The sequence below is a fragment of the Streptomyces sp. NPDC008092 genome (genome assembly GCF_042957285.1).
Classification (GTDB): domain Bacteria; phylum Actinomycetota; class Actinomycetes; order Streptomycetales; family Streptomycetaceae; genus Streptomyces.
The window spans coordinates 230,265-254,065 of record NZ_JBIBHY010000009.1 but is presented as its reverse complement, the minus strand read 5'-3'; the positions used below and the strand labels follow the sequence as shown (position 1 = coordinate 254,065).

General features: G+C 73.2%; 25 protein-coding genes. 13 read left to right on the top strand and 12 right to left on the bottom strand.

Features of this window, described 5'->3' with window-relative positions; all coding sequences use genetic code 11:
* The first annotated feature begins 68 nt into the window (after positions 1-68).
* The 3 genes from ACFZB3_RS29160 to ACFZB3_RS29150 all read left to right on the top strand — a co-directional run bounded on the left by ACFZB3_RS29160 (position 69) and on the right by ACFZB3_RS29150 (position 2,663).
* A complete protein-coding gene (locus tag ACFZB3_RS29160; RefSeq protein WP_391380313.1) occupies positions 69-1,292 on the top strand; it encodes a Tm-1-like ATP-binding domain-containing protein in 1,224 nt (407 codons plus the stop codon).
* Between the two features lie 73 nt (positions 1,293-1,365).
* Positions 1,366-2,190, top strand: a complete 825-nt coding sequence (locus ACFZB3_RS29155) for a phosphoenolpyruvate hydrolase family protein (protein WP_391380311.1) — start codon at positions 1,366-1,368, stop codon at positions 2,188-2,190.
* A gap of 41 nt (positions 2,191-2,231) precedes the next feature.
* Complete coding sequence (locus tag ACFZB3_RS29150; RefSeq protein ID WP_391380309.1) at positions 2,232-2,663, top strand: cupin domain-containing protein; 432 nt, start codon at positions 2,232-2,234, stop codon at positions 2,661-2,663.
* 37 nt (positions 2,664-2,700) lie between these two features.
* Here the strand turns inward: ACFZB3_RS29150 and ACFZB3_RS29145 are convergent, their stop codons facing one another.
* Positions 2,701-3,336, bottom strand: a complete 636-nt coding sequence (locus tag ACFZB3_RS29145) for a TetR family transcriptional regulator (RefSeq protein WP_391380307.1) — start codon at positions 3,334-3,336, stop codon at positions 2,701-2,703.
* Between the two features lie 58 nt (positions 3,337-3,394).
* On the opposite strand from ACFZB3_RS29145, the gene ACFZB3_RS29140 reads away from it, so the two are divergent.
* The 3 genes from ACFZB3_RS29140 (at position 3,395) to ACFZB3_RS29130 (ending at position 5,598) form a co-directional block, all read left to right on the top strand.
* Complete coding sequence (locus ACFZB3_RS29140) at positions 3,395-4,072, top strand: class II aldolase/adducin family protein (protein ID WP_391380305.1); 678 nt, start codon at positions 3,395-3,397, stop codon at positions 4,070-4,072.
* Complete coding sequence (locus ACFZB3_RS29135) at positions 4,069-4,998, top strand: PfkB family carbohydrate kinase (protein WP_391380303.1); 930 nt, start codon at positions 4,069-4,071, stop codon at positions 4,996-4,998. The genes ACFZB3_RS29140 and ACFZB3_RS29135 overlap by 4 nt, the downstream gene beginning before the upstream one ends.
* 204 nt (positions 4,999-5,202) lie before the next feature.
* Positions 5,203-5,598, top strand: coding sequence for a luciferase family protein (locus tag ACFZB3_RS29130; protein ID WP_391380301.1), 396 nt, complete (start codon positions 5,203-5,205; stop codon positions 5,596-5,598).
* Between the two features lie 36 nt (positions 5,599-5,634).
* On the opposite strand, the gene ACFZB3_RS29125 is transcribed toward ACFZB3_RS29130, so the two are convergent.
* A complete protein-coding gene (locus tag ACFZB3_RS29125) occupies positions 5,635-6,414 on the bottom strand; it encodes a DeoR family transcriptional regulator (RefSeq protein WP_391380299.1) in 780 nt (259 codons plus the stop codon).
* A gap of 133 nt (positions 6,415-6,547) precedes the next feature.
* Between ACFZB3_RS29125 and ACFZB3_RS29120 the strand changes: the two genes are divergently transcribed.
* Both ACFZB3_RS29120 and ACFZB3_RS29115 read left to right on the top strand, forming a co-directional pair.
* Positions 6,548-7,441: an SIS domain-containing protein gene (locus ACFZB3_RS29120; protein WP_391380297.1), complete on the top strand. Its 894-nt coding sequence runs from the start codon at positions 6,548-6,550 to the stop codon at positions 7,439-7,441.
* 2 nt (positions 7,442-7,443) lie between these two features.
* Positions 7,444-8,310: a ketose-bisphosphate aldolase gene (locus ACFZB3_RS29115; RefSeq protein ID WP_391380295.1), complete on the top strand. Its 867-nt coding sequence runs from the start codon at positions 7,444-7,446 to the stop codon at positions 8,308-8,310.
* On the opposite strand, the gene ACFZB3_RS29110 is transcribed toward ACFZB3_RS29115, so the two are convergent.
* Complete coding sequence (locus tag ACFZB3_RS29110; protein WP_391380293.1) at positions 8,297-9,427, bottom strand: methyltransferase; 1,131 nt, start codon at positions 9,425-9,427, stop codon at positions 8,297-8,299. The genes ACFZB3_RS29115 and ACFZB3_RS29110 overlap by 14 nt on opposite strands.
* A 67-nt stretch (positions 9,428-9,494) precedes the next feature.
* On the opposite strand from ACFZB3_RS29110, the gene ACFZB3_RS29105 reads away from it, so the two are divergent.
* Entirely contained in the window at positions 9,495-10,145 is a 651-nt protein-coding gene (locus ACFZB3_RS29105; protein ID WP_391380291.1) for an alpha-ketoglutarate-dependent dioxygenase AlkB, read from the top strand.
* A 123-nt stretch (positions 10,146-10,268) separates the two neighbouring features.
* Positions 10,269-11,504, top strand: coding sequence for an ROK family protein (locus tag ACFZB3_RS29100; protein ID WP_391380289.1), 1,236 nt, complete (start codon positions 10,269-10,271; stop codon positions 11,502-11,504).
* A gap of 124 nt (positions 11,505-11,628) precedes the next feature.
* Here ACFZB3_RS29100 and ACFZB3_RS29095 read toward each other — a convergent pair whose 3' ends face one another.
* The 4 genes from ACFZB3_RS29095 to ACFZB3_RS29080 are packed head-to-tail and all read right to left on the bottom strand — an operon-like array spanning position 11,629 to position 14,098.
* Positions 11,629-12,537 (bottom strand): phosphotriesterase, encoded by a 909-nt coding sequence (locus tag ACFZB3_RS29095; protein WP_391380286.1) that lies wholly within the window; start codon positions 12,535-12,537, stop codon positions 11,629-11,631.
* The gene (locus ACFZB3_RS29090) at positions 12,534-13,118 is read right to left on the bottom strand and encodes a DUF4865 family protein (RefSeq protein ID WP_391380285.1); all 585 of its coding nucleotides are present in this window, start codon (positions 13,116-13,118) and stop codon (positions 12,534-12,536) included. The genes ACFZB3_RS29095 and ACFZB3_RS29090 overlap by 4 nt, the downstream gene beginning before the upstream one ends.
* 15 nt (positions 13,119-13,133) lie before the next feature.
* Positions 13,134-13,523 carry a cupin domain-containing protein gene (locus ACFZB3_RS29085; RefSeq protein WP_391380283.1) on the bottom strand — a complete coding sequence of 130 codons (390 nt, stop codon included), beginning with the start codon at positions 13,521-13,523 and terminating at the stop codon, positions 13,134-13,136.
* Between the two features lie 5 nt (positions 13,524-13,528).
* On the bottom strand, positions 13,529-14,098 hold the full coding sequence (locus ACFZB3_RS29080) for a TetR family transcriptional regulator C-terminal domain-containing protein (protein WP_391380282.1): 570 nt from the start codon (positions 14,096-14,098) through the stop codon (positions 13,529-13,531).
* Positions 14,099-14,258: 160 nt separating this feature from the next.
* Here ACFZB3_RS29080 and ACFZB3_RS29075 point away from each other — a divergent pair, with 160 nt between their 5' ends.
* On the top strand, positions 14,259-14,549 hold the full coding sequence (locus tag ACFZB3_RS29075) for an SHOCT domain-containing protein (protein ID WP_391380280.1): 291 nt from the start codon (positions 14,259-14,261) through the stop codon (positions 14,547-14,549).
* Positions 14,550-14,598: 49 nt separating this feature from the next.
* Here ACFZB3_RS29075 and ACFZB3_RS29070 read toward each other — a convergent pair whose 3' ends face one another.
* Positions 14,599-15,189, bottom strand: a complete 591-nt coding sequence (locus tag ACFZB3_RS29070; protein WP_391380278.1) for an ATP-binding protein — start codon at positions 15,187-15,189, stop codon at positions 14,599-14,601.
* Positions 15,190-15,403: 214 nt separating this feature from the next.
* Positions 15,404-15,727, bottom strand: coding sequence for a hypothetical protein (locus tag ACFZB3_RS29065; protein WP_391380275.1), 324 nt, complete (start codon positions 15,725-15,727; stop codon positions 15,404-15,406).
* Between the two features lie 368 nt (positions 15,728-16,095).
* Between ACFZB3_RS29065 and ACFZB3_RS29060 the strand changes: the two genes are divergently transcribed.
* Positions 16,096-17,220: a pyridoxal-phosphate dependent enzyme gene (locus tag ACFZB3_RS29060; protein WP_391380273.1), complete on the top strand. Its 1,125-nt coding sequence runs from the start codon at positions 16,096-16,098 to the stop codon at positions 17,218-17,220.
* A gap of 4 nt (positions 17,221-17,224) precedes the next feature.
* On the opposite strand, the gene ACFZB3_RS29055 is transcribed toward ACFZB3_RS29060, so the two are convergent.
* On the bottom strand, positions 17,225-17,695 hold the full coding sequence (locus ACFZB3_RS29055) for an SRPBCC family protein (RefSeq protein WP_391380271.1): 471 nt from the start codon (positions 17,693-17,695) through the stop codon (positions 17,225-17,227).
* A gap of 88 nt (positions 17,696-17,783) precedes the next feature.
* Positions 17,784-18,602 carry a DeoR family transcriptional regulator gene (locus ACFZB3_RS29050; RefSeq protein WP_391380269.1) on the bottom strand — a complete coding sequence of 273 codons (819 nt, stop codon included), beginning with the start codon at positions 18,600-18,602 and terminating at the stop codon, positions 17,784-17,786.
* 293 nt (positions 18,603-18,895) lie between these two features.
* Between ACFZB3_RS29050 and ACFZB3_RS29045 the strand changes: the two genes are divergently transcribed.
* Positions 18,896-21,208 (top strand): hypothetical protein, encoded by a 2,313-nt coding sequence (locus ACFZB3_RS29045; RefSeq protein WP_391380268.1) that lies wholly within the window; start codon positions 18,896-18,898, stop codon positions 21,206-21,208.
* Here ACFZB3_RS29045 and ACFZB3_RS29040 read toward each other — a convergent pair whose 3' ends face one another.
* Positions 21,209-23,647, bottom strand: a complete 2,439-nt coding sequence (locus ACFZB3_RS29040; RefSeq protein ID WP_391380266.1) for a right-handed parallel beta-helix repeat-containing protein — start codon at positions 23,645-23,647, stop codon at positions 21,209-21,211. It abuts the gene before it with no gap.
* Positions 23,648-23,801 lie beyond the last annotated feature (154 nt).

The window sequence follows — 23,801 nt, the reverse complement described above, 5'->3', positions numbered from 1 at the left end:
AGTCACCGGGCTCCCGCCCCGCCACAATTCCTGGCACAGGGCTCGAAGAGGAGCAGGAGGCACGCACGATGGCCACGGTCGTTCTCATCGGCACGATGGACACCAAGGGCGAGGAGTACGCCTGGATCGCGGACCGGGTGCGTGCCCACGGGGCGAGCACCGTCACCGTCGACGTCGGCGTGTTCTCCGAGTACCCCGCGGACGTCACCGCCTCGGCGGTCGCCCGGGCCGGCGACGCCGATCTCACGGCGCTGCGGGAAGGCGGCGACCGGGGCGCGGCCATGGCGGCGATGGCCTCCGGCGCCGCCTCGGTGGTCCTCGCGCTGTACGCCGAGAACCGGCTGGACGGTGTGCTCGCCGTCGGCGGCTCGGGCGGTTCGTCGGTCGCGTCCCGGGCGATGCGCGCCCTGCCGGTCGGGGTGCCGAAGCTGCTCGTCTCCACGATGGCCTCGGGCGATGTCTCGCCGTACGTCGGCGAGAGCGACGTGACGCTCATGCACTCGGTCGTGGACGTCGCCGGGATCAACTCCGTCTCCGGACAGGTCTTCGGCAATGCCGCCGCCGCGATCGCCGCGATGGCCGCGGCGCAGGAAGCCCGCCGCACCGCACCGGCCGGCGAGCAGCGGCCCCTGGTCGGCGTGACGATGTTCGGCCTGACCACGCCCGCCGCCGACGAGGCACGGGCGGAACTCGCCGGACTCGGCTACGAGCCGCTCGTCTTCCACGCCACCGGCGCCGGCGGCCGCGCGCTGGAGAAACTCGCCCGCGACGGCCGGCTCGCCGGCGTGCTGGACCTCACCACCACGGAACTCGCCGACGACCTGGTGGGCGGTGTGCTGAGCGCGGGCCCGCACCGGCTGGAGGCGGCCGGGGAGCGGGGCATCCCGCAGGTCGTCTCGGTCGGCGCACTCGACATGGTCAACTTCGGGCCGCGGGAGACCGTGCCCGCCGGGTTCGACGCCCGGAGCCTCCTGGTCCACAACCCGACGGTCACGCTGATGCGGACCACCCCGGAGGAGAACGCCGAACTCGGCCGGCGGATCGGCACGAAGCTGTCCCGCGCCCACGGGCCGGTCGCGGTGGTCCTCCCGCTGCGCGGGGTGAGCGGCATCGACAAGGAGGACGGCCCGTTCCGGGACGCGGCGGCGGACGCGCAGCTCTTCGCGGCGCTGCGCGGCGCGCTGGACGGGTCGCCGGCCGAGATCATCGAGGTGGACCGGCACATCAACGACCCCGGGTTCGGGCGCGACGCCGCCCGGCAGCTGCACCGGCTGATCAGCTCCGGCCGGTGAGGACCCCGGACCCCGACTCGCACCCGCGGCGGACACCGACGGCGCCCGCGGGCGGATGGAAAGGAACGCGACCATGGACCGGAGCACGGCACTCGAACGGCTGCGGAAGACCGTGGCGGCAGGGCGGCCGGTCATCGGCGGCGGTGCCGGCACCGGCCTCTCCGCGAAGTCCGCCGAAGCCGGTGGCATCGACCTGCTCATCATCTACAACTCGGGTCGGTACCGGATGGCCGGCCGGGGCTCCCTCGCGGGCCTGCTCGCCTACGGTGACGCGAACGCCATCGTCATGGAGATGGCGGACGAGGTGCTCCCGGTGGTCAGGGACACCCCCGTGCTCGCCGGTGTCAACGGCACGGACCCGTTCCGGCAGATGGGCCGCTTCCTCGACCAGGTCGCGGAGGCCGGGTTCACCGGTGTGCAGAACTTCCCCACCGTCGGGCTCATCGACGGGGTCTTCCGCCAGAACCTGGAGGAGACCGGAATGGGCTTCGCACTGGAGGTCGAGATGATCGCGGCCGCGCACGAACGCGGCCTGCTGACCGCGCCGTACGTGTTCGACCCCGAGCAGGCCACCGCCATGGCCGAGGCCGGCGCCGACGTCCTCGTCCCGCACATGGGCCTGACCACCAAGGGCACCATCGGCGCCCACACCGCGTTCACCCTGGACGAGTGCGTGGCGCGCGTCCAGGCGATGCGGGACGCCGCGATCGCGGTCGATCCCGACATCCTGGTGCTGTGCCACGGCGGCCCCATCGCGGAACCCGCGGACGCCCAGTACGTCCTCGCACGGACCGAGGGCGTCGTGGGCTTCTTCGGCGCGAGCTCGATCGAGCGCCTGCCCACGGAGAGCGGCATCCGGCGGCAGACCGAGGACTTCAAGGCGATCAGCTTCCGGTGAACCGGACGAATCCGGCCCGAAGGACGACGAGGAGAGCAACCGTGAGCGCACCCGAGCCCAGGACCCGTACCGTGCCCGCCGAACTCCCGACCGAGGTCTTCGACTGGGGAAGCATCAAGTGGGGAGTGAGTGCCGGCCTGTTCCCCGGGGCGCCCCTCACCGCGGGCGAGGTGGTCATCAACCCCACCAAGGGGCACGACCTGCACACCCACCCGAACTCCGACGAGGTGCTGTACTTCGTGGACGGCGAGGGTGTCCAGACCGTCGGCGACTCGGGGGAGTTCCCGGTGACGGCGGGGGACTTCGTCTACGTGCCCAGGGGAACGCCGCACTCCACCTTCAACACCGGCTGGCGGCAGCTGCGCGTCATCGCGATCTACACGCCGGGCGGCGCCGAGCAGGCCCTGCGGGAACTGCCCGACTTCACCGCACTGACTCCAGGAGTGCAGCCGGTCTGGGAACGGGCCCGCTGACCGGAGCGGTGCCCACCGCGCCGCCGTTGCGCTGCGGCTACCTCGCGGCGAGGGCCGTGAGGTAGCCGCGCAGCATCACCTTCGCCTCGTCGAGGAGGGCGGCATCGCCCTCGGCGTCGCGGCGGAAGGCCTCCTGGGCGAGCGCGTCGGCGGCGAGCACGGCCGCCTGGCAGGCGTGGCCGAGCCCCTCGGTGTCGCCGGCGATGCCGAGCGCGAGCAGCACCCGGCGCACCCCGTCCGCCATCCGGCGCTTGTGCTCCCGGTCCGCCGCCCTGGTCCGGTCGGTCAGACCGCTGCCGAACCACAGGGCCCGGAAGCCCTGTTCGGTGCGGTAGAGCCCGGCGTAGGTGTCGATCAGCACGCCGACCGGATCGGACCAGCGCTCGGTCGCCGCGCTGCGCACGAACCCCTCCATCACCGCTTCGAGCCGGGCGAAGTACGTCGCGGCCAGCGCGTCGATGATCGCGTCCCGGTCGGGCAGGTACTGGTACAGCGAGCCGACCGAGACCCCGGCCTCCGCCGCGACCCGGGTGGTGGTCAGGGCCGGCACGCCCTCCGCGATCAGCACCCGCTCGGCCGCCTTGAGCACCCGTGCCAACCGGGCTTTGCTGCGGGCCTGTTGGGGAGTACGGCGCAGTACGGCGCCGGTCTCCTCGGCGGTCGGCCCGGTCACGCGACCACCCCTGAATCTGAACGTGACTTTGTTTCAGGTTTACGTTACCGTCGCGGCCATGACGGACTCAAGCTCCGCGCTGGTTCAGGAACGGGCCGCGGTGGCGGACGTCTGCCGTCGCCTGGGAGCGGCGGGCCTGCTCGTCGGAACGGCGGGAAACGTCAGCGTGCGGGTGGGGGACCGGGTCGCGGTCACCGCGACCGGCGCGGTGCTCGCCCAGCTCACCGCGGGCCAGGTGACGGTGGTCGACCTGGACGGCAAGGCCGTCGCCGGCACCCTGCAACCGACCTCCGAACTCGACCTGCACCTCGGGGTCTACCGCCGCTACGGCGCCGGCGCGGTCGTCCACACGCACGCCCCGATGGCCACCGCCCTCTCCTGCGTCCTCGACGAACTGCCCTGCATCCACTATCAGTTGCTCGCCCTCGGCGGCACCGTGCGGGTGGCCCCGTACGCCACCTTCGGCACCCCGGAACTCGCCGAGTCGGTGCTCGCCGCGCTCGACGGCCGCAGCGCGGCGCTGATGGCCAACCACGGCTCGGTCACCGTCGGACCGACCCTCGACAAGGCCGTCGAGAACGCCCTGTTGCTCGAATGGGCCTGCGGTGTCTACCAGCACGCGGCGGCCCTCGGAACACCCCGCGTCCTGGACGAGCGGCAGCAACTCGCGGTGATCGAGGCCGCGATCGCCCGGAACTACGGCACCACCCGATCCCTGCAGGAGGGCAAGCCATGAGAGTCGTCACGATGGGCGTGCACGTGCTGGACGTGCTGGTCCGGCCGGTGGACGCGATACCCGAGGGCCAGGGCGCCACCCTGGTCGAGGACATCAGGATGACCGCGGCCGGGACCGCCGGCGGGACCGCGCTGAGCCTCGCCAAACTCGGCGCCACCGTGCTCAGCGCCGGGGCGATCGGCGCCGACGCGACCGGCGACATGCTGGTGCAGCTGCTCGGCAGGGCCGGGATCGACACCGGGTTCCTCGTCCGCCGTACCGACACCGCGACGTCGGCGAGCGTGCTGCCCATCCGCCCCAACGGCGACCGGCCCTCCCTGCACCTGCTCGGCGCCAACATCACCTACGGCGTCGACGACGTGCCCTGGGACGCCCTCGCCGAAGCCGACCATCTCCACCTCGGCGGCCCGGAGTTGATCGGCGTCGACGTCGCCGCGCGCATCCTGCACTTCGCCAAGGAACACGACGTGACGACGTCCGTGGACCTGCTCGCGCCCGGCGTCCTCGGCAGCTTCGAGCAGATCGCGGCCGCCCTGCCGTACGTCGACCACCTCCTCCCCAACGACGACCAGGTACTGGGCTTCTCCGGCGAGGACGACCTGGTGGCCGGTGCGAAGAAACTGGTCGGCGCCGGCGCCGGGCTGGTCGCGGTCACCCGGGGCGGTGACGGGGCGCTGCTGGTCACCGCCGAGGGCGCCGAGCCGGTGCCCGCCTTCGAGACCGACGTCGTGGACACCACCGGCTGCGGCGACGCCTTCTCGGCCGGATTCGTCTACGGCATCGGGCTGGGCCGCACCCCGCACGACGCGGCCGTCCTCGGCAACGCCGTGGCGGCGCTGGTCGCCCAGGGCCTCGGCAGCGACCACGGGGAGTTCGACCTCACCACTGCCGACGCGTTCGCGGCGACGGGTGTCAGGCGGGCGTGAGGCCGGTGTCGGATGCGCGTAGAACGTGACGTCGGCCACGGTGGTCCCGGACGTCCGAGAGGTACCTTCCGTCCCTCGAACCACTGAAATCCTGCGGATATTCACTCGTCCCGGGCGTCTGTGTTCGGACAGAGTCCGGCAACAGCTCGGTTAATAACTGCTCGCTGGTTGGTTACCGGAGAGTGAGCGGTCCATGATGGCCCCATGACGTTGGCCTCGCGCGCTCTGGCGCAACTGGCGACCTGGCCCGACCTGACCGAGGCCGTACCGAGCTGCGGCCTGGGTCAGGCCGTGAGTTCGGTGCAGGGCGAGATCGCGCACTTCCACTCCGACCGCGATGTGGACCTGCGTCTCACCGCCCACGCCATCCGGCACTTCGCCAAGGACCTCAGGAGCACGGGGGCGATCCGGATCGTCCCGGGCTCGCAGTGGGTGACCATACGACTCGACGCCGCCAGCGACGTCGACCTGCTGCTGACCCTGGTGAGCGTCGCCCTCCAGGCCCAGCAGAGCTGGCCCGACCCGGCCGACCGGCCGGTGTTCGGCTGCAACGACCAGCGGGGCGCGGGATTCGTCAGCGCGGACACCAGCGGAATGTGACAGCGAACCGGGTCGCAGAGCCGCATCGCGGCACACTCACACGGTCAGGACCCGGACCCCCGCCTCCTCGAACCGGCGCACCGTCTCCGGCGCCGCCGCCGTGTCCGTCACCAGCGTGTCCACCAGCTCCGCCGCGCAGATCCGGGCGAACGCCCGCCCGCCCAGCTTGCTGGAGTCGGCGGCGACGACCACGCGGGCCGCACGCTCGCACAGCACCCGGTTGACCGCGGCCTCCGCCTCGTCATGGGCCGCGGCCCCGTGGACCACGTCGAAGCCGACCACCCCGAGCACCGCCACATCGAGGGTGATCTGACCCAGTACCCCGTCCGCGAGCGGCCCGACGAGCTCGTACGACTGCGGGCGTGCCACCCCGCCCGTCACCACGATCTTGAACTGGGGTCGCACCGCGAGTTCGTTCGCGATGTTGAGCGCGTTCGTGACGACCGTCAGCGCCGGCGTTCCGGTGGCCAGGTCGCCCCGCACGGCCAGGGCCCGGGCCACCTCCGTGGTGGTCGTACCGCCCGTCAGCCCCACCGCCTCGCCCGGCGCGACCAGCTCCGCCACCGCCTTGGCGATCCGCTGCTTCTCCGAGGCCTGCCGGGCCGTCTTGTAGCGCAACGGCAGCTCGTAGGACACCCCGTGCACCACCGCCCCGCCCCGGGTGCGCACCAGCATCTGCTGCTCGGCCAGCTGGTCGAGGTCCCGGCGGATGGTGGCCGCCGAGACCGCCAGCTCGGCCGCCGCCTCCTCGACATCGAGGCGGCCGCGCTCGACCAGCAATTCGAGCAGCGCCTTCCAGCGGGCGTCGCGCGTCATCCGCCGCCTCCGTTCTTCGATCTTCTGGCGACCTTAGCGCACCTGGTCTTCGATGGAATGCTTGATTGTGATTGAAAGGTGGCTCTATCTTGCAAGAACAATCACCATGGCCATCCAGGGGAGGGAGAGTGGTATGTCACATACCACCGAAGAACTGAGCAGCCAGCCCGAGTGCTGGACCCGGGCCGCCACCGAAGCCGCCCGCCAGGCGCACGTGCTCCCCGCCCCGGGCGAGCGGGTCGCGATCGTCGGCTGCGGCACCTCGTTCTTCATGGCCCAGGCCGCCGCCGTACTGCGCGAGTCCACGGGCCACGGCGAGACGGACGCCTTCGCCGCGTCGGAGTTCCCGCACGGACGGTCGTACGACCGGGTCCTGGCCCTCACCCGGTCCGGCACCACCACCGAAGTGCTCGACCTGCTGGGCGGGTTGAAGGGGCGCGTGCGCACCGCCGCGATCACCGCCGACCCCGGCACCCCTGTCGCGGAGGCCGCCGACGACCTCGTCGTCCTGGACTTCGCCGACGAACGCTCCGTCGTCCAGACCCGGTTCGCCACCAGCGCGTTCACCCTGCTCCGCGCCCACCTCGGGCTGCACACCGACGCCGTGGTCACCGACGCCCGTACCGCGCTGGCGGCTCCGCTGCCGCCGGGACTGGCCGAGTGCACCCAGTTCACCTTCCTGGGACGCGGCTGGAGCGTCGGCCTCGCGAGCGAGGCCGGGCTCAAGATGCGCGAGGCCTCGCTGTCCTGGACCGAGGCCTACCCGGCGATGGAGTACCGGCACGGCCCGATCAGCGTCACCACCCGCGCCACGGCCACCTGGATGTTCGGCCCGGCGCCCGCCGGACTCGCCGAACAGGTCGGCGCCACCGGGGGGTTGTGGATACAGGGCACTCTCGACCCGCTCGCCGAACTGGTCCGCGCCCAGCGACTGGCGGTCGCCGTCGCCACCGCCCGCGGCCTCGACCCCGACCGGCCGCGCCATCTCAGCCGCTCGGTGGTCCTCACCCCGACCGGCGGGGAGTGAGCGTGCCCCTCGCCACCACCGGTGCACTGCTGAGCCGGGCCGCCGAAGTCCGCTCCGCCGTCGCCGCGTTCAACGTCATCACCCTGGAACACGTGGAAGCCGTCGTCGCCGGTGCCGAGGCCGCCGGTTCACCCGTCGTCCTCCAAGTCAGCGAGAACGCAGTCAAGTTCCGCCACGGACGTCTCCTCCCGCTGGCCCGCGCCGCCACCGCGGCCGCCGAACGCGCCCACGTGCCCGTCGCGTTGCACCTCGACCACGTCCGGAGCGACGACCTGCTCCGGCAGGCCCCCGGCGCCGGATTCAGCTCGGTGATGTACGACGCGTCCCGGCTGCCGTACGCCGAGAACCGCGCCGCGACCGCGGCGGCCGTCGACTGGGCGCACAGCCAAGGCCTGTGGATCGAGGCGGAGTTGGGTGAGGTCGGCGGCAAGGACGGCAGGCCGGCGCTGGACGCGCACGCACCCGGGGCGCGTACCGACCCGGCCGAGGCGCGGGACTTCGTCGCCGGCACCGGTGTGGACGCGCTGGCCGTGGCGATCGGCAGCGCCCATGCCATGACCACCCGGACCGCCACCCTCGACCACGACCTCCTCGAACGCCTCTCGGCCGCCGTGCCGGTCCCGCTCGTCCTGCACGGCTCTTCCGGGGTCCCGGACGAGGGCCTGGTCGCCGCGGTCGCCGGCGGCATCGCCAAGGTCAATGTCGGCACCGCGCTCAACATGGCGATGACCGCGTCCGTCCGCCGCTTCCTCGCGGACCACCCCGAGGCCGTCGACTCCCGTACCTACCTCGGTGCCGGCAGGGAGGCGATGGCCCGCGAGGTGGCCCGGATCATCGGCGTGCTCGCCGCCGGGACTATCCGCGCCTGACCGCCTTCAGCACGACGAACTTCGGGTCGCTCGCGACCAGTTGGCTGTTGCCGAACAGCCGGCGCAGCGTCACGTGGTAGCCCAGGTGCCGGTTGCCGATCACCCGGAGTTCGCCGCCCGGCCGCAGCGCCCGCTTCGCCCCGCTGAACATCCGCCACGCCGTCGCGTCGGTGGTCGCCTGGTGGGAGTGGAACGGCGGGTTGTTCAGCACCACGTCCACACTCCCGGCGGCGACCCCGGCCAGTCCGTCGCCGACCCGGAACTCGGCATGCCCGGGCACGCCGTTGGCCTTGTAGGTGGCCTCCGCCGAGGCGACCGCCTGGAACGACTCGTCCACGAACAGCACCTCGGCGGTGGGGTCGGCCAGCGCCACCGCCGTGCCCACGACCCCGTTCCCGCACCCCAGGTCCACGATCCGCCGGCCCCCCTCGGGCAGATGCGCCAGGAAGAACCGCGTCCCGATGTCGAGCCGGTCGGCGCAGAAGACGCCCGCGTGGTTGACGACCGTACGTCCGGAGACCGCACCGATCCCGGCGGGGAGCGCGTAGCTGTACGGCCACGGATTCTCCGGGCGCTCCAGCGACGCATCCGGCGTGCAGTGGATCAGCCGGGCCTTCTGCTCGGCCAGGGAGGTCCGGGTCGGCCCGATGATCCGCTCGAACAACCGGAGCGTCGAGGAGTGGATCTCCTTGACCATGCCGGTGCCGATCACGACCGTCCCCGCGTGCACGGCGGGCGCCAGCCGCAGCAGCTGGTCCTCGAGGAGCGCAAGGCTCTTCGGCACCCGCACCAGCAGCACGTCCACCCGCTCCGGCGGTGGATCCTGGGTGGTCAGCAGCTGCACGGCGCCCGGCTCGACCCCCGCCCGCGCCAGGTTCGCGCGGGTCGCCTCCTGGCTCAGGTACGAGTCGGTGATCTGCGCCGGCCGGTGCTCCGCCAGCGCCGTGACCAGCGCGCCCCAGCGGTCGCCGAGCACCACGACCGTGCCGGACAGCGCGATCCGCTCCTGGTCGAGATACCGCAGCAGGTACGCGTCGGAGGCGTCCCAGGCACGCAGCCGGTCGCGCGGATCCTCCGGGAAGCGGGACAGCTCGAACTCGCCCCACGCAGTCGTCATACGGTCGCTCATCGTGCCTCCAGGCTAGCCGAACCCCAGCTCAGGCCAGGTCGGGCAGGATGGGGGCATGGAGGATGAGCTCTTCCCGAGGGCGCGCGCCCGCATCGCGCCGGGCGCCGTGCACGTCCCCGACTGGCTGGACCCGGACCGCCAGCGCGCGCTGCTCGCCGCCTGCCGCGACTGGGCCCGGCCCCCGGCGGGCCTGCGCACGGTCCGCACACCCGGCGGCGGCACGATGACAGCCCGCCAGGTCTGCCTGGGCTGGCACTGGTACCCGTACGCCTACGCCCGCACGGCCGTCGACGGCGACGGCAGCCCCGTCAAGCCGTTCCCCGCCTGGCTCGGCGAACTGGGCCGCCGCGCGGTGGCCGACGCCCTGGGACCGGAGACGGTCGGCGGATTGTCGTACGACATCGCACTGATCAACTTCTACGACGCCGACGCCCGCATGGGCATGCACCGCGACGCCGACGAGAAGTCGCCCGCACCGGTGGTGTCACTGAGCCTGGGCGACAGGTGCGTGTTCCGCTTCGGCAACACGGAGAACAGAGGGAAGCCCTACACGGACGTGGAGCTGCGCTCGGGGGACCTGTTCGTGTTCGGGGGTGAGAGCAGACCGGCGTTCCACGGGGTGCCCAAGGTGTACCCGGGCACGGGACCGGCGGAGCTGGGTCTGGCCGGCCGTCTGAACGTGACTCTTCGAATGAGCGGTTTGTGAAGCGCGCCCCGAAGGGGCCCGGGGCTGAATTGACATGCGGCTCCGCCGCGTGGGCGCGACCAGCCCCGACGGCGCCGCACCTTCGATACGGCCCCTCCTGCGGATCATGGCAGACTCCCTTTCATGAGCGGCAAGGCGGCCCCCGGCCCGACGGGGAACGGAACCTCGAAGACCCGGTTGGACAGAGGACGCGGCGCACTCGGCCCCGCCCTGGAACTCGTGCACACCGGCCGCGCCCCCACCCGCGCGGTGCTCACCGCGGAACTGGGTGTCACCCGCGCCACGGCCGGCGCCGTCGCCGCGGAACTGGAGGCGCTCGGCCTGATCAGGGTCGACGCCCACCCGGGCGCCGCCGCGGGTTCGCAGGGCCGCCCCTCGCACCGCCTGGAGGTCGCCGAGAACGGCCCCGTCGCACTCGCCGCGCAGGTCCACGCCGACGGCTTCCGCGCGGCGCTGGTCGGCCTGGGCGGCCGGATCGTCGCGACCGCGCCCGGCTGCGAGACCGTCGACGCCGACCCGGCGAAGGTGCTCGGCTCGGTGGTCGAGGCGGGCGCCGACCTCCTGCGCACCACCGGCCTCCGCTGCGTCGGCGCCGGTCTCGCCGTACCGTCCGCCGTCGCCGAACCGGAGGGCCTGGCCCTCAACCCCCTCCACCTGGCCTGGCCGGTGGGGGCGCCCGTGCGCCGGATCTTCGCGGAGTGCGTGCGCGCGGCCGGGATCACCGGCCCGGCGTTCGCGGGCAACGACGTGAACCTGGCCGCGCTCGCCGAGCACCGGCACGGCGCGGGCCGGGGCGCCCGGGACCTGCTGTGCGTGGCCACCGGACACCGGGGCGTCGGCGGCGCGCTGGTCCTGGACGGCCGCCTGCACACGGGGAGTTCGGGCCTGGCCCTGGAGGTCGGCCACCTCGCCGTGAACCCCGAGGGCCGCCCCTGCCACTGCGGCAGCCGGGGCTGCCTGGACGTGGAGGCCGATCCCCTGGCGCTGCTGATCGAGGCGGGGCGCGAGCCCGGCCCCGAGGTGTCGCTGCTCCGGCAGGCGGAGGACCTGATCCGCGACCACTACGCCGACCCGACCGTCCGCAGGGCAGCCGAGGCGCTGATCGACCGGCTCGGCCTCGGCCTGGCGGGGCTCGTCAACATCCTCAACCCCGACCGCATCATCCTCGGCGGCCTGCACCGCACCCTCCTGGACGCCGACCCGGAGCGGCTGCGCGCCGTGGTCGCCGACCGCAGTCTGTGGGGCCAGAGCGGCAGCGTGCCGATCCTGCCGTGCACGCTCAGCCACAACAGCCTGGTGGGAGCGGCCGAGTTGGCCTGGCAGCCGGTGCTGGACGACCCGCTGGGGGCACTTCGGTGACCACGGTCCGGCGCCGCCCGCCCGCCACCGTGCCGTCCGACTCCGGCACGCCGCGCGGCCGGCCACGACGGAGTTGCGGCCGGCGGACGGCAGGACGCGGCACGTCCAGCCGAGCGCCCGGCGGCTAACGCCAGTCGACGGCGAAGGCCCGGGCCGGGTTGCCGGTGAGGATCCGGTCGACGTGCTCCGCACCCAGCTCGGCCACCAGCCGCGGCCGCACCCGCCGCAGCAGGTACGGCATCCCGGGCCCGCCGTCCACCGACCGCGCCCCGGCCACCACGGTGTCCCCGCCGAGCAGCAGCCGGTCCCCGAACCCCGCCTCGGCCAGCGCCCGTACGGCCTCGGGCATCCGCCAGTCGGTGGCGTGGTTGGCCCGGGACGGCCCGTCGAAGGCCAGCCAGCAGCCGGAGGCGGCGGCCTCCCGCTGGACGACCGGGTCGGGGGAGCGGTTCAGGTGGCCGAGGACCACCCGGTCGCCGGGGACGCCCAACTCCCCGCAGAGCAGGTCGAGTACGTCGAGCGCGCCGGTGCCCAGCTCCAGATGGACGGCGATCGGCGCACCCGTCGCGTGGTGGGCCTCGGCCGCCGCCGCCATGGTCCAGCGGGTGTGCGCGTCGAGGTGGTGGAAGCCGCCCGCCACCTTGACCAGGCCGGCGCGTACCCCGGACGTCCCGATGCCCTCGGTCAGTTCGGAGACGAAGACCTCGGCGAGTCGCCCGCGCAGTCCGTCGAGCTGCTCCGGGGCGTAGTGCGCCGCCTGGTGGAGTCCCGTCGCACAGACCACGTGCACACCGGTGGACCGGGACAGCAGCGGCAGATCGGCGGCCCGCCGCCCCATCCCGAGCGGCGTCCACTGCACGACGGCCGCCCCGCCCGCCGCGCGGAACGCCGCCAGTTCGGCCCGGGCGGCGCTCGCGTCGTTGAGCTCCTGCCCCGGCAGGAGCGGGCTGCGGAGGAAGAGGTGGTCGTGCGCGTCGCAGACGCCCAGATCCTCCGGCCGGATGTCACCGAGGACCGTCCGGACACCGTTCACCACTGCCGCCCGCGCGGCAGCGCGCCGCGTCCCGGCGCCGACAGGTGCAGTACCTGGTAGACGTCGCCCTCGGCCTTGGGCGTGTCGTGCTCCCAGAGCGAGAAATGGACCAGCTCCCAGGCGTGCGTGTCCACGGCGGCCGCGGCGAGCACCGCACCGTCCCCGGCCGCCAGCCGCCCGGTCTCCTCCGCCGCGCCGGCCATGAAGGCGGCCAACTCCACACCGTCCGGCACCGGTTGGCGCCGCCGTACGGCGAACGCGGCGGGGGAGCGGGCGGCGCTGCCCTCCTCGAAGGCCAGGCCCGTCCACTGCCGTATCCGCGGCCGTCCGAAGTCGTCGACGGGTCCCTGGAAGGCGCCAGCCCAGAGGAAGGCGTTCATGCCCCGCACGGTGTTCCAGAGATAGAACGGCCCGTACTGGTTCACCGGCGAGCCGTGGTGTCCCCGCTCGCGCACGAGGTAGGTCTTGATGCCGAGGCCGTCCCAGTCGTCCAGCAGATGCCCGACGCGCGCGACGCGGGAGCGGATGACGCCCATGTCGTAGTCCGCGGGCAGGGTGAACTCGTACTGCATGGCGTGCATGGTGGCGGACCCTCCTCAGGCCGGGTAGTCGGTCACGTGCTCGTGCCACTCGGCGGTCGTGCCGTCCTCGGCGGCCTCCACGACCGCGAGATGCGTCATGAAGGTGCGCGGCCCGGCGCCGTGCCAGTGCCATTCGCCCGGCTCGATCCACACCGTGTCGCCCGCCCGGATCGCCTCCGGCTCGCCGCCTCTGCGCTGCACCAGCCCCTCGCCCGCCAGCACGTGCAGTACCTGGCCGTGCGGATGCCGGTGCCAGGCGGTGTGGGCACCGGGCGCGAAGTGGACGCTGAACATGCGCAGCCGGGACGGGGCGGCGGGCGCGGCGATCTCGTCCAGCCACACCGTGCCGGTGAAGTTCTCCGCCGGGCCCTGCCGGGTGTCCGGGCGCTCCCTGGTGATGTGCACGTACGTCAACTCCTCAGTAGGGACAGCAGTCCGCGCACCCCGGCGTCGAACGCGGCGGGGGAACCGGACGCCCGGGCGAGCACGTAGCCGCCCTGCACGGTCGCGAGCACGGTCGCGGCGATCTCCTCGCCGTCCACCCGGGGGCCGAACTGCCCCTGTTCCTTGCCCTCTTCGACGATCCCGGCGATCAGCTCCCGGATCCGGTCGAGCGTCTCGTCGACCGGCGCGCGCAGCTCGTCGCTCGCGATGACGTCCGGGTCCATGGTCAGCCGGCCGACCGGGCAGCCGCGCAGGACGTCGCGCTCGCGCCGCAGATACGCCTCGATCCGCTCGTACGGCGTGCCGGGTCCGGTGAGCAGGGCCTCGGCGGTGGCCAGCAGTTCCCCGGCGGTACGCCGGATCGCCGCCAGGGCCAGGTCAGGCTTGCCCTTGAAGTGGTGGTACATGCTGCCCTGGCCGGCGCCCGCGCGCTCCAGGATCGCCTTGGGGCTCGTGCCGACGTAGCCGCGCTCCCACAGCAGCTCGCGGGTGGACTCGATCAACCGCTCCGACGTGCTCATGCGCCGACTGTACATACTAGTAGTTACAGAGCGCCAGTTGTTTTCGGGAGCAGGCGCCCGGCCGCCGTGTACTCCCCGGGAGGTACGGCCGGTGCCGTCGGCCGCACGACGACCCGGACCCCTTGCGGGGGTCAGTCTCGACACATCACCACGAGACTCTGGGGAGTTGACCGACATGGAGACCCTGGCGAACTGGAACGGCGGGCCCGGCCCGTGGATCCTGTTCTTCCCGCTGATCTGGGCGGCCGTCGTGATCGGCGCCGTCACGTTCCTGCGCCGCACCGTGTGGCGCGGCCGCGGCGGACCCTGGCGCCCGTTGGACGCCGGTCGTCCGTCCGGCGACTCGCCGCTCGCCCTCCTCGGCCGCCGCTTCGCCTCCGGCGAGATCGACGAGGACGAGTACTGGCGCAGGCTGTCCGTCCTGGAGGAGCAGTTCGGCCGCATCGGCAAGGGCGGTGCGGCGTGACGCGGCGGTAACGCAGGGGAGAGACCCGGCGAGGAGACTCACCGCCCGCTCAACTGGCGACAGCCGAGCGGGCGGGAGCGTGTGCGGCGCCGGGGACGGCGGCGGCCGCGTGTGCGGGAGCCGGGGCGCCGACGGGTGCGGGCGCCGGCGCCCCGGCGGTCGCGGGTTCCGGGCCGGCCGTCAGGCAGGGTGCCGGTTCGGCGACGCGGCGCTGTGGACGGGCCGCCTTGGGGGCGGCCGTCGATGCCGGCAGGGTGAACCAGACGACCTTGCCGTCGTCGTGCGGCCGTACCCCCCAGCTCTCGCTGACCGCGGCCACCATCGCGAGACCCCGCCCGCAGGTGGCCATCGGCGCGATCTCCGTGCCGTCCTCGACCACCGGAAGGCGCGGATCGTGGTCACGGACCGACACCGTGAGGCGGTCGAGCTGGAGCTCGATCTCCACGGTGCAGTTCTTGTCGGTCTGCGCGTGCCGGTGGACGTTGGTGAGCAACTCCGTCACACCGAGCGCGGCCCGGTCGATCAGCGGGTCGAGATGCCAGTAGCGCAATTGCGCAGATACGATTCTGCGAACCTGGCCGATCCGCGAGGGCAATGCTTGGAGCTCCACCGAGCAGTGTCTGCTTGGGTGTTTGATCACGGCTGCGACTCCCCGACGTGAGGTCCGGAAGAACACGGAGAACGGATCCAGCAGGGCGCCGCCGTCCACGGGGCCGCCTGCTGTCGTGGCCGGCGGGCTGGTTCGCAGCGTTATCGCCGGTAAACCCAGAGTGACGTGAGACAAGCGTGACCCAGCGCGTACGGTCCCGCAACTCGCCGTGGTCGGGCGGTCGCGCCCCGCGGGTCCGTGCGGCTCAGCGCTCACGCCCCGCGGCCCGGCGTACCGCCTCGATGAAGCGGCGCGCCGCGGGCGGACCGGGCTCGCCCGGTGCCGGGTCGTGGTCACCCAGGGTGAGTGAGTAGCGCTGGCCGTTGAGGTCGGCCAGGGCCCGGTCCTCCGACGCGAACCACGGCTTCGAGGCCCGTACCGCCTGTACCGGCGCGCTGTCGATCTCGCTGCCGTAGCTGGTCAGCAACTGCAGCCTGCCGTCCCTTATCCGGACCTGCCCGGCCCGGGTGAGCGAACGCAGCCGCTTGTCGATCCGCACGCCCGTCGCCTTGAACTCCGGCTCCGCCATCCTGCCCCGCCCCTTTTCGACTTCCTCGGTCGCCGGTCCGGAAGCTTGTGGCCCCGGCCGGCGTGCTCCGGCTCGTGTCGTGATCCAGTGTGCGCCCCCGTTCGGGACGTTCGTCCCGTCCGGTGGCAGTCTGCCCGCCCCCGGCGCGGAGCACCAGTGCGCACGGGCCGCCGGGCGGGGGGCGCTCGGAGCATTCGCAGCCGTGCGCCCCCGAAGGGTTCGAGCCAGTGCCCGGCGCTGTTCCCCAGGGGTGCCTTTGAGACGCTCAAAGATGCGTTTATGCAGGTGAGAAGCGTGCGGAAGGTGTTTATGATCGGTGCGTCGGCCGCGTTCGGACGCCGTCGGCGCGAAGCGTAAGGAGTCCCGTCGTGAGCACCACCCCGCAGATCCGGACCGGCGCCACCCTCGACGTCGACCGCAGCGACGCCACCTATCGCGACTGGCTCAAAGAGGCCGTCCGCAAGGTCCAGGCGGACGCCAACCGCTCGGCGGACACGCACCTGCTGCGCTTCCCGCTGCCCGAGGCCTGGGGCATCGACCTCTACCTCAAGGACGAGTCGACGCATCCGACCGGAAGCCTCAAGCACCGGCTGGCCCGTTCGCTCTTCCTCTACGGCCTGTGCAACGGCTGGATCCGGCCGGACCGCCCGGTGATCGAGGCGTCCAGCGGCTCGACGGCCGTCTCCGAGGCGTACTTCGCCAAGCTCATCGGGGTGCCCTTCATCGCCGTCATGCCGCGCACCACCAGCGCCGAGAAGTGCCGTCTCATCGAATTCCACGGCGGGCAGTGCCACTTCGTGGACGACCCCCGGAAGGTGTACGAGGAGTCCGCGCGCCTCGCGGCGGAGGCCGGCGGTCACTACATGGACCAGTTCACCTACGCCGAACGGGCCACGGACTGGCGCGGCAACAACAACATCGCCGAATCCATCTTCCGCCAGCTGGAGTTGGAGCGGTTCCCGGAGCCGGCCTGGATCGTCGCCACGGCGGGGACCGGTGGCACGTCCGCGACGCTCGCGCGCTATGTGCACTACACCCAGCGCGACACCCGGATCTGTGTGGCCGACCCCGACAACTCCTGTTTCTTCGAGGGCTGGACCACCGGCGATCCGGACGTCACCTGCGACTGCGGGTCCCGCATCGAGGGCATCGGCCGGCCGCGGATGGAGCCGAGCTTCGTACCCGGAGCCGTCGACCGCATGATGAAGGTGCCGGACGCGGCGAGCGTGGCCGCGGTGCGGGCGCTGGAGCGGGCGATCGGGCGGAAGGCCGGAGGGTCGACCGGGACCGGGCTGTGGAGTGCGCTGAAGATCGTCGCCGAGATGGTGGCCGAGGGACGGCAGGGCAGCGTGGTCACCCTGCTCTGCGATCCGGGTGACCGGTACCTCGACAAGTACTACTCGGACACCTGGCTCGCCGGGCAGGGCCTGGACATCGCGCCCTACGCGGCGGCGATCGAGTCGCTGCTGGAGACCGGAGTCTGGCCCGGCTGAGCCGCTACCGCGACAGGCGCCGGTCCAGTTCGACGACCGCGCCCCGGAAGGCCCGGCCCAGCCCGGCGCGTGCCACCCTGACCGCGAGACGGAACGGTGCCGTGCCGTCCACGGCGAAGGTCCACTGCACGCGGGTGCCGCCGCCGGCGGGGACCAGCCGCCACTCCTCCGCGATGGCGTGCGCGCCCGGTGCGTTGGTCAGGTCCACCCGGTAGGCGTACACCTCCGCCTCCTTGGCCGCGATGATCGTCTCCCGGAAACGCCCGCCGCCCCTGAGCCGGATGTCGCGCCCGGCGCCGTCGTCGACCGATTCGGCACGGGTCACCGCGGCGAACCACTCCGCCCAGCCGGGTACGTCGTCGTTGAGAGCGCGGAAGACCCGCTCGGGTGGCGCGGACATCTCCTGTGCGAAGACCAGGCGTACGGGCGCGGTCTCGACGAAGTCGAGCCCCACGGGGCGCAGACGGCGCGTCATGGACGAGAACCCCCTTGGCCGGTAAGGCGGTTGACCGGCTCCGCCACGATAACTGGCGGCCCGTCAGATGTCTGTACCGCCGACTCGGTCAGGCCTCCGCCTCGCCCGCCACCACCAGCCTGCGCAGATGCTCCGAGATCTCCGCACGTGCGTCGGAGGGCAGTCCGGCGTCCGTGACCAGCGTGTCGATCTGCTCCAGCTTGGCGAACGAACTGAGGCCCACCGTGCCCCACTTGGTGTGGTCGGCGACCACCACGACGCGCCGGGCCGACTGCACCAGGCGGCGGTTGGTCTCCGCCTCCGCGAGGTTCGGCGTGGAGAGACCGGCCTCGATCGATATGCCGTGCACGCCGAGGAAGAGCAGGTCGAAGTGGAGCGCCGCGATCGCCTGGTCGGCCACCGGGCCCACCAGGGAGTCGGACGGGGTGCGGACCCCGCCGGTCAGGACCACCGTCGCCGCGCCCTGGCGCTGCCCGGAGACCCGCTGGGCCGCGTGGAAGACGTCCGCGACCCGCACCGAGTTCGTCACCACGGTGAGGTCGGGGACCTCCAGGAGATGGTGTGCCAGCGCGTACGTCGTCGTCCCGCCGGACAGGGCGATCGCCGTACCCGGCACGACCAGTTCGGCGGCGGCCCGGGCGATGTCCTCCTTGGCGGTCAGCTCCAGCCCCGACTTGGCCTCGAACCCCGGCTCGTGCGTGCTCGCCTCGACCACCGGCACCGCACCGCCGTGCACCTTCTCCAGCACACCCTGCCGGGCCAGCGCGTCCAGGTCCCGGCGCACGGTCATGTCCGACACGCCGAGCTTGCGGGTCAGTTCGTTGACCCGTACGCCGCCCCGGCGCCGGACCTCGTCCAGGATCAGGGCGCGGCGCTGCTCCGCGAGGAGGTTCTGGTTCTCGCTCACGTACGCTCCGGTCCTCTCGCCTCAAACCGTCCGACACGCCCTGCGTACCGGCCCCGACCAGGACATTCCGTCCGGCTCCGGTGCGCGGGCGCCCCATCCTTTCACGGGACCGCACAGGTTGCGCCACTCCCTGTGTCGGCGCACACATGTCATTTGGTCACCACGTGTTGCACTGGACGTCACACACAACGGGGAGATTCCGTGCCGAGTGGTGTGCGTCACACCGGAATCGGCGATCCTGGAACCCGCACGGACACAGACCATCGGCGCGTCACGGGGGAAGTGCGAGAAGAGTGGAACGCGCGCACGATCGCACCGCCGCGGGCGGCCCCGCCGAGCGGCCGGCCGCGACGGAGATCGACCTGGAACTCCTGGTCCACGGGGTCGGCGGCACCACGCCCGAGAAGATGCTCGACGATCCGCGCACGGTGCGGATCACCGGGGACGGCACCGCCGCCGTCTTCCGGCGCGCCGAGGACGTCGACGCCGAGTCCCGGCCCGGCGACTACCGCGACCGGACGGTGCCCGAGGCGTACGTCTGGTGCAACCTCACCTCGGGCAACGCCTCCCGCGCACTGTGGCTGCTGCTTCTGCCGTTCATGGTGGTCAACCTCGCCCACTGGATGCGCCCCGCCGCCGACGACCGGCCGCGCACCGTGCGCTTCTACGGCCTGCTGGTCCGGCTCGCCGGGCTCACCCTCACCGTGCTGCTGGTCGCCGCCGCCTGCGAGGTCGCCCTGGACCTCGCCGCCTGGCAGTGCGCGGGCGTGCCGGCCTGCGCCCGGCGGCACACCTGGCTCGGTTTCCTCTCGCCGGCCGGATCCGACGGCGGCTGGTGGAGCGCACCCGGACGCCGCCTCGTCCTGGCCGCCCTGGTCCCCACCGCCCTCACCGGCCTGCTCTGGTACCTCTCGCACCGCACCTGGAGCGCCTACGAGTCCACCCGGCCCCTGGTCGGCGACCCCGAGCCCGGCCACACCTCCCTCGGCAGCCCCGGCTTCTGGTACGGACGCCGGCTGGTCGCCCGGCTGCGGGCCGCCCACACCGCGGCGGGCCTGCTCACCGTCGCCGCCGCCGTCCTCGCACCGGCGGCCTCCTTCGACCGCGGGCCGGGCGGAACCGCCGTACGGGACACGGCCGGGTGGCTGCTCACCGGTGCCCTGGTCGCCGGCGCCCTCGCCACGGTGTGGGTGGTCTGCCGCCGGGGCCGCAGCGAGAACCACCTCGACCAGGAACTCGACCGGCACCTCGTACGGTGCCTGCCGCTCGGCGCGCTCGCCCTGTTGCTGCTCGCGATGGTGTACGCCGGCTGGTCCCGGCCCGGGTGGCACTCCGTGGGACGGCTCGCCGGGGACACCACCTTCGGCGGTCTGGCCCTGGCCCAGGGCGTGCTGGTGATCGTCCTCGCGGCCGTCGCCCACGACCTGCACCGCCGGCTGCCCGACGCGCGCGCCGCGATGCGCGGCCTCGGCGGGCCCGCGGTCGCGCTGCTCGCCTGCGCGCTCGGCGGGGTGATCTCCGGCGGGGTCGCCCAGCGGGTCGCCGACTGGCTGGACGGCACCGGCACCTCCATCGCCGGACCGCCGGTACTGCTGACCTGGCAGGCGTCGGTGATCCCGCCGGTTCTCGTGGTGCTGCTCGCCGCGGTCGGGTGGCTGTCCTGGCACACCTCGCGGCTCGGCCGCACGGAACGCGCCGCCGTCGCCCTCGGCCACCCCGGGGAACCGGAGGACGCGGCCCGCAGCCGTCGTATCGCCCGGGTCCGGGCCATGGCCGTCCTCACCGACCGGACGCCGTTCGTCGTCACCGTGCTGTGCGCCGCCACGCTGGTGCTGGGCGCCGGGGCGCTGGTCGGCGCGCTGGCCACCGGGGAGACCCCGGACGCGGCCGCCGACCGGACGTACGCCCTGGTGCACGGCGCGGCCGAGACCTCGCAGGCGCTGGGCTCCTGGCTGGTCGGGTTCGGTTTCCTGCTCTTCGTCACCTGGGGCCGGCGCGCCTACAAGGACGCCTCCGCGCGGCGCACCATCGGCATCCTCTGGGACGTCGGCACCTTCTGGCCGCGCGCCGCCCACCCCTTCGCCCCGCCCTGCTACGCCGAGCGCGCCGTCCCCGACCTGACCTGGCGGATGGACACCTGGACCCGCCGCACCGGCGGCCGGCTGGTCATCTCCGGCCACTCCCAGGGCAGCGTCCTCGCCGCCGCGGCCGCCTGGCAGCTGACCCCGGCGGTCCGCAGCCGGGTCGCCCTGCTGACGTACGGCTCGCCGCTGGAGCGGCTGTACGGGCGCTGGTTCCCGGCCCACTTCGGCCCCGCCGAACTCGGCTCCCTGCACCGCGAGGTCGCCTGCTGGCGCAACCTCTACCGCCTCACCGACCCCATCGGCGGCCCCGTGCGGATCCCCGACGGAGCCGGCCCCCAGGTCGACCACGCGCCCCTCAAGGACCCCCTCGCCTACGGCCGCACCCCGGGACACCCGCTGCCCGCCCCGATCCTGGGCCACTCCGACTACCAGGCGGACCCGGCCTTCGCCGAGGAACGGGAGCGGCTGCTGGCCCGGCTGCGCCCGGAGCTGCCCGGGCAGCGGCCGCAACCGGGCGGCTGATCAGCCGACTTCGGGGAGGTCCTCCGCGTAGAGCAGGGTGAGGTCGTCGGTGGTCGGGTCGGCGAGCTGGGCGACCCGGCTCGCATGCCGCTCCACCATCGCCTCGAAGGTCTGGCGGGCGGTACGGCCGTTGCCGAACGCGGGGCCCTTCGGGAGCACCGTGAAGTACGTCAGCAGCGCCTCGGACGTGCCCGGCGCCAGCCGGTACTCGTGCTCGTCGGCCTGCTGCCCGACGATCCGCAGCAGCTCGTCCGGGCCGTAGTCGCTGAAGGTGATGGTCCGCGAGAAACGCGACGCCACACCGGGGTTGACCGAGAGGAAGCGCTCCATCTCCTCGGTGTAGCCCGCGACGATCACCACCACGGAGTCCCGGTGGTCCTCCATCAGCTTCACCAGGGTGTCGATGGCCTCCTTGCCGAAGTCCCGCCCGGCGTCCTCCGGCGACAGCGCGTACGCCTCGTCGATGAACAGCACTCCGCCGTGCGCCCGCTGGAAGGCCTCCTGGGTGCGGATCGCGGTGGAACCGATGTGCTCGCCGACCAGGTCGACCCGGGACACCTCGACCAGATGGCCCTTCTCCAGCACCCCGAGGGAGGCGAGGATCTCGCCGTAGAGCCGGGCGACCGTCGTCTTGCCGGTGCCGGGGGAGCCCGTGAACACCAGGTGCCGCTTGACGGACGCGGCCTTCAGGCCGGCCTGCTGGCGGCGCCGGCCGACCTCGATCATGTCGGTCAGCGCACGCACCTCGCGCTTGACGCTGTCCAGGCCGACCAGTGCGTCGAGTTCGCCGAGCACGGCCGTCGAGGTCCGTGCCGGCTCCTCGGGCGCGACGGGAGCGAGGAGCGGCTCCTGCTCGGTGCTGCGCTGGCCGGGGATCGCGCCCAGCAGGCCGGGGGACTGGTACGACGTCTGCACGGCCGTCTCGCGCGCCTCGGGCGGCCGCAGGCTGCCGCTCTCGTCGCTGGTGCAGTCCTCCACCACCGGGCCGGTGCCCGAGCCCGTGTCCGGACCGGCGTCCGCGAACTCGTAGCCCCCGCGAGCGCACCGCTCCGTGCGGCACTTGCGCAGGGTCGTACGGCAGCCGTCGATCACGTGGAAGCCGTAGCCGCCGCTGCCGGTGACCCGGCAGTTCTGGAAGGTGCCGCGGCCGCCCGCCGACACGTAGAAACCCGCCTCGGCCGGGGAGTCGACCGTGCACCGCTCGATGGTGGGGTCGGCGCCCTTGGTGACGATCACGCCGGTCTGGGTGCCGTCCACCGTGCAGTTGTTGAGGGTGCCGCCGCTGCCGTGGTCGCGGAACCAGGCGCCGGTGGCCGCGTCCCGGATCCGGCAGTCGTCCAGTTGCGCGGTGGCGCCGTCGCTCACCGACACCGCCGTGTTGCGCACCTGGGAGAGGTCGCTGTCGACGACGTCCGCGCGGGAGCCGCGGTCCAGCACGAACAGGGCGTCCGGCACGTCGTGCACCCGGCAGGAGTCCAGGACCACGGTGGCGCCGTCGCTCACCCACACCGCCGGATAGTCGCCCGTGCTGTCGAAGATCTCGCACTGGTTGGCGTCCACCCGGGTGCCCGGGTCCCACACCGACAGCCCGTTGCGCCCGAACTGACGCACTGTCGTGCGGGTCAGGGTGAGCACCGAACGCGAGCGCAGGTCGACCGCGTTCTCCGGGATGTCGTGGATACGGCAGTCGGCGAGGGTGAGCACCGCGTCGGTGTCGAGGGTGACCCCGTCGGCGGTGGTGCGGTGCACGTCGCAGTCGGTGAGGTGCGCCGTCGCCCGCGCGGTGACCTGCACACCGGAGCCGCGCACCTCGTAGATCTCGCAACCCACCGCTTCCAGCGAGGAGTTCTCCCCGGTCGCCGTCATGCCCGTGCCCGAGGCGTGGTGCACCCGGCAGCGCTCCAGCCGGGGGCGGCCGCCGCCGCGCACCGCCACGCCCGCCTGGCCGGCCGCCACGACCTCGCACTCCTCGAACACCCCGCCGCCGCCGTCGAGTACGGCGATGCCGATGCCCGCCGGGTTGTCCACGGTGCACCGCCGCACGGTCGGCCGGGCTCCGCCGCGCACCTCGATCCCGGCGGCGGACCGGGTGACGATCCGCACGTCCAGCAGCTCGGGAGTGCCCTCCTCGACCAGCAGCGCCGGGGCGGCCGCGTCCTGGCCCTCGACGTGCAGGTCCTGGACGACCGCCGAGGCGCGCACGGTCAGCGGGACCCCGTCCACGGGGGCGATGCGCACCGAACCGGGCGAGCCCTCCGGGCCGCGCAGCGTCACCGCGCGCTGGACGACGAGGTTCTCCCGGTAGGTGCCGGGCGCGACCGTGAGGACGTCGCCGTCGGCGGCGGCCTCCAGGGCGGCGGCGAGCGAGGCGTACTCACCTGTGCGGCGGCGCCACCTCGATGTGCCGGTGTGCGTCACCTGGACCGTGCCCTGTGCCATGGCGTTGCCGTGCCCCCACCTCGTCGTACAGATCGCTCGCTCGCCTTCGGGGCGGCACCGCGGACGGTGCCCGGCCCCTGCGGTTCGCTCGCGCGCGGGTCGATGCCGAATGCGCTTCGGCCGGTCCACCGTAGCGTGCGCCGAGGTGGTGGGT

What these genes read in the sequence shown, in the direction of transcription:
- ACFZB3_RS29135 (WP_391380303.1), top strand. Translation starts at nt 4,069, where the DNA reads ATGAGAGTCGTCACGATGGGCGTGCACGTGCTGGACGTGCTGGTCCGG.
- ACFZB3_RS29160 (WP_391380313.1), top strand. Translation starts at nt 69, where the DNA reads ATGGCCACGGTCGTTCTCATCGGCACGATGGACACCAAGGGCGAGGAG.
- ACFZB3_RS29105 (WP_391380291.1), top strand. Translation starts at nt 9,495, where the DNA reads ATGGAGGATGAGCTCTTCCCGAGGGCGCGCGCCCGCATCGCGCCGGGC.
- ACFZB3_RS29055 (WP_391380271.1), bottom strand. Translation starts at nt 17,695, where the DNA reads ATGACGCGCCGTCTGCGCCCCGTGGGGCTCGACTTCGTCGAGACCGCG.
- ACFZB3_RS29130 (WP_391380301.1), top strand. Translation starts at nt 5,203, where the DNA reads ATGACGTTGGCCTCGCGCGCTCTGGCGCAACTGGCGACCTGGCCCGAC.
- ACFZB3_RS29090 (WP_391380285.1), bottom strand. Translation starts at nt 13,118, where the DNA reads ATGCACGCCATGCAGTACGAGTTCACCCTGCCCGCGGACTACGACATG.
- ACFZB3_RS29120 (WP_391380297.1), top strand. Translation starts at nt 6,548, where the DNA reads ATGTCACATACCACCGAAGAACTGAGCAGCCAGCCCGAGTGCTGGACC.
- ACFZB3_RS29075 (WP_391380280.1), top strand. Translation starts at nt 14,259, where the DNA reads ATGGAGACCCTGGCGAACTGGAACGGCGGGCCCGGCCCGTGGATCCTG.
- ACFZB3_RS29065 (WP_391380275.1), bottom strand. Translation starts at nt 15,727, where the DNA reads ATGGCGGAGCCGGAGTTCAAGGCGACGGGCGTGCGGATCGACAAGCGG.
- ACFZB3_RS29155 (WP_391380311.1), top strand. Translation starts at nt 1,366, where the DNA reads ATGGACCGGAGCACGGCACTCGAACGGCTGCGGAAGACCGTGGCGGCA.
- ACFZB3_RS29040 (WP_391380266.1), bottom strand. Translation starts at nt 23,647, where the DNA reads ATGGCACAGGGCACGGTCCAGGTGACGCACACCGGCACATCGAGGTGG.
- ACFZB3_RS29140 (WP_391380305.1), top strand. Translation starts at nt 3,395, where the DNA reads ATGACGGACTCAAGCTCCGCGCTGGTTCAGGAACGGGCCGCGGTGGCG.
- ACFZB3_RS29100 (WP_391380289.1), top strand. Translation starts at nt 10,269, where the DNA reads ATGAGCGGCAAGGCGGCCCCCGGCCCGACGGGGAACGGAACCTCGAAG.
- ACFZB3_RS29125 (WP_391380299.1), bottom strand. Translation starts at nt 6,414, where the DNA reads ATGACGCGCGACGCCCGCTGGAAGGCGCTGCTCGAATTGCTGGTCGAG.
- ACFZB3_RS29110 (WP_391380293.1), bottom strand. Translation starts at nt 9,427, where the DNA reads ATGACGACTGCGTGGGGCGAGTTCGAGCTGTCCCGCTTCCCGGAGGAT.
- ACFZB3_RS29080 (WP_391380282.1), bottom strand. Translation starts at nt 14,098, where the DNA reads ATGTACAGTCGGCGCATGAGCACGTCGGAGCGGTTGATCGAGTCCACC.